The 10,721-nt window shown below is 29.9% G+C and carries 9 protein-coding genes; all 9 read left to right on the top strand.

The window, feature by feature from the left end; genetic code table 11:
• Positions 1-337: 337 nt before the first annotated feature.
• The gene (locus DWX29_RS11140; protein ID WP_022089129.1) at positions 338-1,288 is read left to right on the top strand and encodes a restriction endonuclease; all 951 of its coding nucleotides are present in this window, start codon (positions 338-340) and stop codon (positions 1,286-1,288) included.
• 2 nt (positions 1,289-1,290) lie between these two features.
• Positions 1,291-2,715 (top strand): aminotransferase class V-fold PLP-dependent enzyme, encoded by a 1,425-nt coding sequence (locus tag DWX29_RS11135; protein ID WP_118565865.1) that lies wholly within the window; start codon positions 1,291-1,293, stop codon positions 2,713-2,715.
• Between the two features lie 139 nt (positions 2,716-2,854).
• A complete protein-coding gene (locus DWX29_RS11130; RefSeq protein WP_022089131.1) occupies positions 2,855-3,445 on the top strand; it encodes a hypothetical protein in 591 nt (196 codons plus the stop codon).
• 43 nt (positions 3,446-3,488) lie between these two features.
• A complete protein-coding gene (locus DWX29_RS11125) occupies positions 3,489-4,502 on the top strand; it encodes a DNA polymerase III subunit (protein WP_022089132.1) in 1,014 nt (337 codons plus the stop codon).
• A complete protein-coding gene (locus tag DWX29_RS11120; RefSeq protein ID WP_022089133.1) occupies positions 4,499-5,395 on the top strand; it encodes a stage 0 sporulation family protein in 897 nt (298 codons plus the stop codon). The genes DWX29_RS11125 and DWX29_RS11120 overlap by 4 nt, the downstream gene beginning before the upstream one ends.
• Positions 5,388-6,134: a tRNA1(Val) (adenine(37)-N6)-methyltransferase gene (locus DWX29_RS11115; protein ID WP_118565864.1), complete on the top strand. Its 747-nt coding sequence runs from the start codon at positions 5,388-5,390 to the stop codon at positions 6,132-6,134. The genes DWX29_RS11120 and DWX29_RS11115 overlap by 8 nt, the downstream gene beginning before the upstream one ends.
• A 44-nt stretch (positions 6,135-6,178) precedes the next feature.
• Positions 6,179-7,036, top strand: a complete 858-nt coding sequence (rsmI, locus tag DWX29_RS11110) for a 16S rRNA (cytidine(1402)-2'-O)-methyltransferase (protein ID WP_022089135.1) — start codon at positions 6,179-6,181, stop codon at positions 7,034-7,036.
• Positions 7,037-7,477: 441 nt separating this feature from the next.
• Positions 7,478-9,040, top strand: coding sequence for a hypothetical protein (locus tag DWX29_RS11105; protein WP_022089136.1), 1,563 nt, complete (start codon positions 7,478-7,480; stop codon positions 9,038-9,040).
• 5 nt (positions 9,041-9,045) lie between these two features.
• The gene (locus tag DWX29_RS11100) at positions 9,046-10,659 is read left to right on the top strand and encodes an MBOAT family O-acyltransferase (protein ID WP_022089137.1); all 1,614 of its coding nucleotides are present in this window, start codon (positions 9,046-9,048) and stop codon (positions 10,657-10,659) included.
• The last annotated feature ends 62 nt before the right edge of the window (positions 10,660-10,721 follow it).

Raw genomic sequence — 10,721 nt, 5'->3', positions numbered from 1 at the left:
GACTGAAAATCCTCGTGTCTCTGGTTCGATTCCGGAACTGGGCATTAACCATGTCCGAATGTCATTTGGTAAGAGAAGAACAGGGAAGAACAAGAAAAACGGGTCGGATAAGGGAACGTTAATAAGTAATGAAGTGATGGGAAGCAGGAATGCTTCTTTTTTTATTATATAAGTATATAATTTTTATACATATTTAGAGTTAAGTTGGTTTGAATAAATATAGAAATTAAATTAAAAAAATAATAATTATAGGAAATAATAAGATTTGATATAGTCTTGAAAAAATAGTAAAATATAAAAGGATGCACGCAAATAAACAAATGAGTAGGTGGTATATATGAAAGAACATCAGGCAAGAGAGTATATATTTGAGAAAAAAGTAAATAAATTATTAGAAGATAGTGGATATGTAACTATAAAAGAAAAAGAAATAAATGGAAATAGTTCACAACATGGAATATATAGTTATGGTATTTTAAATATGCCTTCAGCATTTACAACTCCAATAAGAATGATTTGCCAATATAAATTTTATGCAAAAAATAGAGTTGAATTGTCTCATATAAGAGATTTTTATGGAATTATTACAGATATTAATGAAAATAGATATTTAGGCGTGGATAAAAATGAAAATATATACAATAATGTAGGATGTTATTTTAGTGCGACAGGATTTAGTCGTGCTGCTCAGGAATATGCATGGGCACATAATATATTTCTTATTTCATTTGAAAAAATAGATGTTTTTAAACCTATATTAGAAAACATAAATGAATTTGTTAATGGATTAAATGAAAATGTAATAAATACGATTTCCAAAGAAGAATTATTAGTTGGATACGAAAATGCAGTAGATGAAACACATGTATTGCCTGATGCAATGGTTGGAATAGTCAATAACGTATATCCGATTATAATTTGTGGAAATGAAGGATGGTCTATTCCAGTTATTGAAGAGGCTGAAAAATCAGAAGTAGGAAGAGTTTATATAGAACAAGTTTATAGAACGGAAAATTTGTTTGAAGCCAAATTTGAATTAACATTTATGGAAAGTGTAGCTGAATTTTCTATACCATTGGCTATTGTAGAAAAATTGATGAAGCGAGAAGATAATCCGACAAAAGAAAATGTAATATTTAATATAGATGTACCTTATTTGATTAAAAAAGGCAGAAAAGAGTATGCGTCTATGGAAGTATTTTTAGAGGGATTTGAGAAAAATCAATACAATTACAAGCAGATTTCATTTGAAAATATGTTTGATAATGAGGAGTTAGAAGAAGAATAGTAATGTCAAAGGATTTATATGATAAATTAAAAGAATATAGTAAGTCTGATTTTTACCCATTTCATATGCCGGGACATAAGAGAAATGTAAATTTAATAAAAGAGCAGTATGGAATTGATATTGATATAACAGAAATAGATGGATTTGATATGCTCTACGAAGCAGATGACGTGCTTAAGGATGCGATGGAACGGGCAAAAAAATTTTGGGGGACGGAAAAAACATATTTTTTAGTAAATGGAAGCACAGTTGGCATTTTAACAGCAATGCATTCGTGTCTTACACAGGGGGATAGAATAATAATAGGAAGAAACTGTCACAAAGCAGTATATAATGCAAGTGAATTGCTTAAGTTAAATAATACATATTTGTATCCAAAGTATATACCTAAATATGGGATAAATGGGGGATATAGTGCAAAAGAATTAGAAAATTTATTTGAAAAAAATAGTAATATAAAAGCAGTTGTCATAACGTCGCCTACATATGATGGAATTGTGTCAGATATAAAAACTTTGGCAGATATTACGCATAAAAATGGAGCAGTGCTTATTGTTGATGAAGCTCATGGAGCGCATTTTGGAATATCAGATAAATTCCCAAAACCAGCATATGATATGGGAGCAGACTTAGTAATTGAGAGTATGCATAAAACTTTGCCGACTTTTACGCAGACTGCATTGTTACATTTATCTAAAGAAGGAAAAAAAAGAGTTGATGAGAAAAAAATAAAACATTTTTGGTCAATTTTTCAGACAAGCAGTCCTTCATATGTTTTTATGGCAAATATGGATAAATGCATATCATTTTTAGATAAAAATGGAAATGAAATATATGAAAAATTTAGCAATGACATAGAAGAATTTAGAAAAAAATGTGATAAATTACATTACATACATATTCCGGGAAAAGAACTTATTGGAACGAATGAAGTTTTTGATGTTGATTTAAGTAAATTAATAATTAACTCAAGTATAGGTGGAAAACCTATGAATGATATTTTACGTAAAAAATTTCATTTGGAAATGGAAATGGAAGCTGCAAAATATGTGTTGGCTATAACTACCTTTTGTGATAATAAAGAGGGATTTGATAGATTATATAAAGCATTAGATTATATTGATGCAGAACTCAAAAAAATTACAAACAAATCAGAAATAAAGAAAATTAAGAATACAAATTTTGAATTAGTAAGAAATATTCAGGAGATGAGTATTTCTAATGCAGTTAATAGTAATACAAAGTTGGTAAATATTGAAAATGCAATAAATAAAGTATCTGCGGAGTATCTTTATTTGTATCCGCCGGGAATTCCATTAATTGTTCCAGGCGAAGTTGTTAATGTAAAGCTTGTTGAACAAATAAAGGAATACAAAAATAGAAATTATGAAATAGTTAGATATGATAAATTTAAAATTGTTGATTAATCTAATTATGTAATTAATATAAAAACAATTAAATTATTAATATTTAAATTCATAACATTTAAATTAATTTAATAATGACTAATAATATAATAAAAAATAGGTATGAACTATTTAAGTTGATTAAAGAAAAGGAAAGAAAATGGGAAAAATATTTTATATATTAGGAAAAAGTAGCTCCGGTAAGGATACAATTTTTCAGCAAATTAAAAATAATAGGCAATTGAATTTAAAGACAGTTGTCGGATATACAACAAGACCTATGAGAGTGGGCGAAAAAAATGGAGTAGAATATTATTTTGTTTCTCCTCAAAAATTAGAAGAAATGAAAGATAAGGGAAAAATAATTGAGTGCAGAGGCTATAATACTGTACACGGATTATGGAATTATTTTACAGCAGATGATGGACAAATAGATTTGGATAGTGACAATAATTACCTTTATATTGGAACTTTAGAGGCTTATAAAGGAATGAGAAAGTATTATGGAGAAGAAAATGTTATTCCGTTTTACATATATGTTGAACCAGGTGAAAGACTTTCTAGGGCGGTAGAAAGGGAAAGACGTCAGGAAAATCCAAAATATACAGAGTTGTGTCGTAGATTTATTGCCGATGAAGAAGATTTTTCAAGAGAAAAAATATTAGAAGTTGGAATTGATAAAATATATGAAAATGACAAATTATTTGAATGTGTAAATAATATTGAAAATGACATAAAGAAGTATTTATGATATATTTAATTAGTTAGTGTAAATAGATTATGAGGTTTGTTGTATGGCAAATGGAAAAGTTTTAGGTCAAAATCACATAACTCAACATTTTGAAAATGCAATAAAGATGGGAAAGATTTCTCATGCATATATAATCAATGGAGAAGCTGAGTCAGGTAAAATGGAGTTAGCGCTTCAATTTGCGAAAGCTTTACAGTGTGAGGATAATAACACTGTAGGAAAAACTCCGACAGGAGTTGCTTGCGGAAAATGTAAATCATGTCATCAGACAGATACCGGAAACCAACCGGATATAAGAATTGTGACATACGAGAAAAGTGGTATTGGTGTTGATGAGATAAGAGAACAGATTAACAATGATATTGTGATTAAACCGTATAGCAGTAAACATAAAATTTATATAGTTCCGGATTGTGAAAAAATGACAGAGGCAGCTCAAAATGCACTATTAAAAACTATAGAAGAACCGCCGGAATATGGAATAATTATTTTACTTACTACAAATGCAGATAAATTTTTGCAGACAATTTTATCAAGATGTGTTGTATTAAATATAAGAAGTGTAAAAGAAAGCACAATAAAGAATTATTTAATGAGTGAGTTTGGCATAGGTTCTTATGATGCAAGTGTTGCTGCGGCATTTGCTGAAGGAAATCCGGGAAAAGCTGTTAAACTTGCAACATCAGAAGAGTTTAAAGAACTAAAAAATTCTCTGGTTCAGACATTGATTGCAATGGAACATGGGGGAATAAATGTAATAACTCAGGCAGTAAAGACAGCGGGAGAACTAAAAAAGAATATAGATGAATTTTTTGATCTTATGTATGTGTGGTATAGAGATATGCTTGTGTATAAGGCATGTAAAGATTCAGAAAAGCTGATATTTCAGGATGATTATATGGCTATAGTTAATCAAAGTGAAAAACTAAGCTTTAGAGATATAAATATTATTTTAGAAGAAATAGATAATGCGGAGAAAAGGATTGGGTCAAATGTAAATTTTGATGCAACTTTAGAAGTATTGTTTTTGATTATTAGAGAAAGGATTCAAAAATGACAAAAGTAATCGGAGTAAGATTTAGACAGGCAGGAAGAATCTATAATTTTGCAGTAGGTGATATAGAAGTTGAAAATGGCCAGCATGTAATAGTAGAGACTGCAAGAGGAATAGAATATGGTGAAGTTGTTGGAAAGATAAAGGAAATTAATGAAGAAGAACTTTCAGCACCACTTAAGCCAATTATAAGAGTGGCTACTCCAGAAGATGATGAGAAAGAGTTAGAAAATAAAAAGAAAGAAAAAAAGGCATATAAAATCTGTCTCGAAAAAATAAAGAAACATGGATTAGAAATGAAACTTATTAATACAGAATATACATTTGATAATAATAAAGTTTTATTCTATTTTACAGCAGATGGAAGAATTGATTTTAGAGAGTTAGTTAAAGATTTGGCATCTGTTTTTAAAACAAGAATTGAATTAAGACAGGTTGGAGTTAGAGATGAAACTAAAATGCTTGGAGGAATAGGAGTGTGTGGAAGACCTTTATGTTGTCATACATTTTTACCGGAATTTGCACCGGTTTCAATTAAAATGGCAAAAGAACAAAGTCTTTCATTAAATCCAACGAAAATATCAGGTGTATGTGGACGTTTAATGTGTTGCTTAAAAAATGAGCAGGAAACATATGAATACTTAAATGCGAATCTTCCAAGTGTAGGTGAAAATGTAAAAACATTTGACGGATTACGAGGAGAAGTATACAGTGTAAATGTTCTTAGACAGAAAGTAAAAGTAATTGTAGAAGTAAATGACGAAAAGGAAATCAGAGAATATAATATTAAAGAATTAAAATTCAAGCCTAAGAAAAAGAAAATCAATTTGGCAGCAGATGAAATAAAGGCGCTAAAAGGGCTTGAAGATAAAGAGGAATCAAAATTAGATGATTAATTTAAAACAGGGAGAACGAATTGATGACCTTAATCGGAATGGATATAAAATAATTCAGAGTAAGGACAAGTTTTGCTTTGGAATGGATGCAGTATTATTGTCAGGATTTGCAGAAGCTAAATCAGGGGAAAAAGTACTAGACTTAGGAACAGGTACAGGAATAATTCCTATTTTAATGGAAGCAAAGACCAACGGAGAGCATTTTACAGGACTTGAGATTCAGCATGAAAGTGCTGAGATGGCTACAAGAAGTGTAGAAATGAATAAATTGCAGGATAAAATTAATATTGTGACAGGTGATATAAAAGAGGCTTCGGGAATTTTCGGCGGAGCCACTTTTCACGTTATTACTACAAATCCGCCATATATGAATGAAAATCATGGATTGAAAAATCCTGAAATGCCTAAGGCGATTGCAAGACATGAAGTTTTGTGTAATTTGGAAGATGTAATAAGAGAATCGGCAAAGATGTTAAAGCCGAAAGGAAGATTTTATATGGTACATAGACCACACAGGCTAGTTGACATAATATCACTAATGCGACAGTATAGAATTGAGCCTAAAAGAATAAGAATGGTTCATCCATTTGCAGATAAGGAAGCAAATATGGTTCTTATTGAAGGATGCCGTGGAGGTAAGTCCATGGTTAAGGTGGAAAAACCATTGATTGTATATAAAGAACAGGGCGTATATACAGATGAGATATATGATATATATGGTTATAATGAAGAAAAATGATTAATGTTTAAGTTGTGAATAGAAAATAAACATGGAGAAAGTCTATGAGTGAAGAAATTAAGCAGGGAAAATTGTATTTATGTGCAACACCAATTGGAAATTTGGAGGATATAACGTACAGAGTTGTAAGAATTTTGAAAGAAGTTGATATAATTGGTGCCGAAGATACAAGAAATAGTGTAAAATTATTAAATCATTTTGAAATAAAGACTCCAATGACAAGTTATCATGAATTTAATAAATATGATAAGGCAAAACAGTTGGTTCAAATGATGCTAAACGGGAAAAACGTAGCAATTATTACGGATGCCGGAACGCCTGGAATATCAGACCCCGGAGAAGAGGTGGTGAGACAGTGCTATGAAGCAGGAATAGAAGTTTCATCTCTTCCGGGAGCAGCAGCTTGCGTGACGGCACTTACAATGTCGGGACAAAAAACAAGAAGATTTTGTTTTGAGGCATTTTTACCTAGTGATAAAAAAGAAAAATCAACTGTGTTAGAAGAGTTGAAAAATGAAACAAGGACAATAGTAATTTATGAAGCACCACACCGCTTGGTAAGAACACTAAAGGAATTAAGAGATGCGTTAGGAAATAGAAGTATTACATTATGCCGCGAACTTACTAAGAAATATGAAGAAGCTGATAAAACAACAATTGATGGTGCAATAGAAAAATATAATGAAAAAGAACCAAAAGGAGAATTTGTTCTTGTAATAGAAGGAAAATCTCAGGAGGAGATTAAGGAAGAAAAAAGAAAACAGTGGGAAGATATGAGTATTGAAGAACATATGGAATATTATGTAAACCAAGGCAATGATAAAAAAGCTGCTATGAAATTGGTAGCAAAAGACAGAGGAGTTTCAAAAAGAGACATTTATAATACATTAATAAAAGAATAAGATGTCTGTTTTTATAAAAAATTATTACGAAATAAATAAAAATATGCTAATTAATAAAACTATTTGAATTAATTAAAAAGAGATATTTAATAGTAATAAAAATAAAGGTAAAAGAATTTAGAAATAATTGTAATCAAAAAATTATAACAATTATGTTGTAATGATTAAATGATTTTGTTATAATTTTATGGTTTAATGAATTATAGTGTCAATTCTTAGAGAGTTTAATGAAAAAGTAAACATGTTAATTTAGTGAAAATGTGCTTTATGATGACATACAGTTAGACAGAAGTTTATGCAGAAATAGGTAGTAGTTTTTGGACAAGAGCATATCAAGTTTGGAAACTATTATTTTTTTGAGACTTAAAATTCTTATAATTTTATTAAATGTTATATAAGTTTATTTTAAAATACAAAAATTATTTACTAATGGAGAAAAAAATGAAACAGAAAATAGGAAGAATAGTAAAAATTATTTGTTTTTGTCTAGTGGCAGTATTAATGGTAAATGCTTTAGAAGGATTATTTAAACCAAAGTGGTTAGAAAATCGTTGGGCATCATCAAAAACAAATAAGAGCTTTTATGAATTGGAAAAAAACAGTACAGAAGTTTTATTCTTTGGAGCAAGCGTTATTGCTGCAACAGCAGATCCGTATCAGTTATATGAAGATTACGGTATTTCTTCATATAATTTAGGTGTTATGTCACAGCCGATGATAGGAACATTTTTTTGGTTCAAAGAGGCATTAGACACACAGGATATTAAAGTAGCAGTTGTCGAAATTAAATCTGCCGGAAAATCATCTGAAAAGGCAGAGGAAAAAGCAAGAAAATCATATGATTATATGAGAATTGGAAAAAACAAACTTCAATATGCAATTGAATACAATAGTGTTCAAAGAGACGAAGATGAAGTAAAACCGGATTTATTTTCATATTTATTCCCATTATCTTTATATCATTCAAGATGGTCAGAATTAAATTATGATGATTATGATTTCTTCTTAGGAAATAACAAAAGTTATACTAGAGGCTTTTCAGTATTATCAACACAATTTAAGGATATGAATACTTATATTGAAGAGGATGCACAAAAAGGCTTATATGATGGATTTGAAGTAGAGTCAGATAAAATTGAAAGTCCAAATGAAGTTAATGCTAAGTATGTGAGAAGAATAATTGAATTAGCTAAAGAAAGAAATGTTAAGTTATTATTCGTAAAGAGTCCTGACACAGGCTGGAAAGAAAAACAGCATAATTATATTCAAAAAATTGCGGATGAAAATGATATTCCGTTTATAGATATGAATCTTAAGAGCGTTAGAAAAGAACTTGATTTTAATTATAAAACAGATTTAGCTGATGCAATTCATTTAAATATAAAGGGAGCAAAAAAGACTTCAGAATTTTTGGGAAAATATTTAACTGAAAATTATGATCTTACTGATTACAGAGAAGGAAATAATAGCGTTAAGAAGAGTTTTGAAAAATATAAAAAATATTATGAAGCATCTATAAAAGAAGGTGAATTAAGTTTCCCGACAACTTTAGATGAATATTTAAAAGAAGTACAGGATAAGAGTAATGGAAATTATGAAGTCATTTTAGCAGCAGGTTCAAATGTTAATAATATTAAATTTACTGATGAACAGAAGAACACTCTTATAAATATGGGTGTTAGTAAAAAGATATTTGAAGATAGCGAATTTGGTACAAATATAGTAAGTGTTACAAATGATGGTAAGACATACAATGAAGTGGCTAAGCAGAGTGAAGACAGTGCAGTAAGTGTTTCATTAGGTGGAACATTTAGTGATGGAACAGACTATCTTGTGAAAGCTGATGCAACAGGAAGCACACTAAAGTTAAATGACAATGAATGTACAAGTTTAACATCTTATGGTTTTAATATTATAGTATACGATAAGCAACTAAAAAGAGTTGTAAGCACAGTTTATTTGTATTCAAATAATGGTGAAACTACATTGAACAGAGGAGAGTAGCTAAAATGGGCTTTAATACACTATCTTTTATCCCATTTCTATTAATAGTAATTTTATTGTATTTTACAGTTTTTAGAAAATGTCAGTGGATATTTTTATTAATTGCAAGTATTGCATTTTATTTATTTGCAGGACCTAAATATATTGTTTTTATAATTATTTCATCGCTAAGCACATATTTTTTCGCAAGAAAAATTCAGAAAATGCATGATGCTGAGGATAAAATTTTAAAGGAACGTGAATTCTCTTCAAAAGATGCAAAGAAGGCTTTTAAGAAAAGACGTACAAAACAAAGAAGAAGAGTCCTCGTAGTTGATTTTATTATTAATTTAGGATTGTTATGTGTAATTAAATATACAGATTTTATTTTATCAGGTGTATCCACAATTCTTTCAAAATTTGGAATGGATTGGAGTAAAGAGTTTAATTTCATACTTCCACTTGGAATATCTTTTTATACATTTATGCTTGTTGGATATATACTTGATGTTTATTGGAAGAGATATAGAGCAGAAACAAATTATTTTAAACTTGCCTTATTCTCAATGTATTTCCCTCATATTGTGCAGGGACCAATTGGAAGATATAACAGGTTAGCACCACAGTTTTTTGCAGATCATCCATTTGATTACAACAGAGTAACTAAAGGATTTCAATTAATCTTATGGGGTTACTTTGAAAAAATGGTAATATCTGACAGAATACAGGCATTTACAAATGGAATATTAGCAAATTGGCAGCAGCTTACAGGTTTTCCACTTTTACTTGGAATATCATTATTCTCAATTCAGTTATATTTAGACTGGATGGGATGTATGGATATTGCCCATGGTGTTTCTGAAATATTTGGAATTAATCTTGATAGAAACTTCTGGCATCCGTTCTTCTCAAAGAATATGCCTGAGTTCTGGAGAAGATGGCATATTTCACTTGGTGCATGGTTCAAAGATTATTTATTGTATCAGGTTTCAATGTCAGGATTATGTAAGAAAATTAATAAATTCACAAGAAGAAAATGGGGAAACCAGGCTTCAAGAGCATTTTCAGCAGTTATACCGGCAGCAGTTGTATGGATTGTTACAGGTGTTTGGCATGGTGCCGCAAGTTGCTTTGTGCTTTGGGGCGTATACCATGGAATTTTAATTATAACAAGTTCGTTATTTGAAATTCCAATACAGAAACTGTGTAAATTCCTTCATATTGATACAGAATGCTTTAGTTTTAATTTATTTAGAATGATTAGAACATTTATGCTTTCGACAATAGGTAGAATTTTCTTTGCAGTTTCAGCAGGATTTACAACAATGATTGAATTTACAAAGAGAATGTTTGACTTTAGACAGTTTGGACTTCACACTCTTTGGGATGAAAGTTTATTCTCATACGGATTAGACAGACATGGATTTACATTAGCTATGCTTTTAGTTGTATTAGTATGGTGTGTAAGTATGTTACAGGAAAAATTCGATAAAGATAATAAGACAGTCAGAGATGTAATTGCAGAACAGAATATTGTTTTCAGATGGGTTTTATATTTAGGACTTATTGCGGGAATTCTTATTTTTGGAATGTACGGTTCAGGATATGATGCCGGCGCATTCTTCTATGGTAAATTCTAATCTGAAAATACAATGATGTCCGGAGTAAAGACGGTATGATAATTATTTTGTATAAATACAGA

Origin of the sequence: Eubacterium sp. AF19-12LB (genome assembly GCF_003479125.1) — a bacterium.
Taxonomy (GTDB): domain Bacteria; phylum Bacillota; class Clostridia; order Lachnospirales; family Lachnospiraceae; genus Eubacterium_U; species Eubacterium_U album.
Note: the sequence above shows the minus strand (reverse complement) of the source record. Positions and strands in the feature narration are given on the sequence as shown.

Bases quoted from the DNA above. Each gene is read 5' to 3' on its own strand.
- DWX29_RS11140 (WP_022089129.1), top strand. From the start codon at position 338: ATGAAAGAACATCAGGCAAGAGAGTATATATTTGAGAAAAAAGTAAAT.
- DWX29_RS11135 (WP_118565865.1), top strand. From the start codon at position 1,291: ATGTCAAAGGATTTATATGATAAATTAAAAGAATATAGTAAGTCTGAT.
- DWX29_RS11130 (WP_022089131.1), top strand. From the start codon at position 2,855: ATGGGAAAAATATTTTATATATTAGGAAAAAGTAGCTCCGGTAAGGAT.
- DWX29_RS11125 (WP_022089132.1), top strand. From the start codon at position 3,489: ATGGCAAATGGAAAAGTTTTAGGTCAAAATCACATAACTCAACATTTT.
- DWX29_RS11120 (WP_022089133.1), top strand. From the start codon at position 4,499: ATGACAAAAGTAATCGGAGTAAGATTTAGACAGGCAGGAAGAATCTAT.
- DWX29_RS11115 (WP_118565864.1), top strand. From the start codon at position 5,388: ATGATTAATTTAAAACAGGGAGAACGAATTGATGACCTTAATCGGAAT.
- rsmI (WP_022089135.1), top strand. From the start codon at position 6,179: ATGAGTGAAGAAATTAAGCAGGGAAAATTGTATTTATGTGCAACACCA.
- DWX29_RS11105 (WP_022089136.1), top strand. From the start codon at position 7,478: ATGAAACAGAAAATAGGAAGAATAGTAAAAATTATTTGTTTTTGTCTA.
- DWX29_RS11100 (WP_022089137.1), top strand. From the start codon at position 9,046: ATGGGCTTTAATACACTATCTTTTATCCCATTTCTATTAATAGTAATT.